This window comes from Vibrio sp. 1580, from assembly GCF_033340055.1.
The window spans coordinates 1-572 of the sequence record NZ_JAWOVT010000535.1; the positions used below are offsets into that span (position 1 = coordinate 1).

General features: G+C 49.0%; 2 pseudogenes. One reads left to right on the top strand and one right to left on the bottom strand.

Features of this window, described 5'->3' with window-relative positions:
* A pseudogene (locus R7093_RS27020) lies at window positions 1-164 on the top strand (oxidoreductase); the annotation flags it as partial.
* Window positions 165-239: 75 nt separating this feature from the next.
* Here the strand turns inward: R7093_RS27020 and R7093_RS27025 are convergent.
* Window positions 240-572, bottom strand: a pseudogene (locus R7093_RS27025) (LysR family transcriptional regulator); the annotation flags it as partial.

The window sequence follows — 572 nt, forward strand, 5'->3', positions numbered from 1 at the left end:
GTCCAACCGAAAAACGTATCGCAGCGTGGGAAAAACTGGTTGAGCTACTACCAGACAGCTACTTCGAGCAAGCGTGTACTGAAGTAGAGCTCGCTGAAGCGCCAAAATACGCCGAAGATATTACCAACGGCCAAGTAACGGGTCGCGTAGTCATCAAGCTGTAGCTATAAAGCTATCGTTATCAAGCTACAAGTCAGCACTTCACGTAAATAGAGCCAGCGTTGCTGGCTCTTTTATTGTCAGTTCAATCCCATGTCTTCGATTCGCTTTGCAATCAGCCTGCTGCACTCTTCACGCACAACGGAGCGCAGCCATTCTTGAGCAGGAGAATGCTCACAGCGCGCATGCCAAATCATCGAGTAATCAAAAGGCGTAAATTGGAATGGCAACGGTTTTACGACTAGGTCATAGCGCTCAGCAACCAGATACGCCAAATCTGCCGGAACGGTAATGATGATAGGCAGAGTATCCACAATCGCCAGCGCAGCTTCTAAATGGTACGCACGCAGCACCATTTTGCGTTGCGGCTTGTCGATTAAAGCTTGCTCAATCAACGCTTTCACTCCGTCACT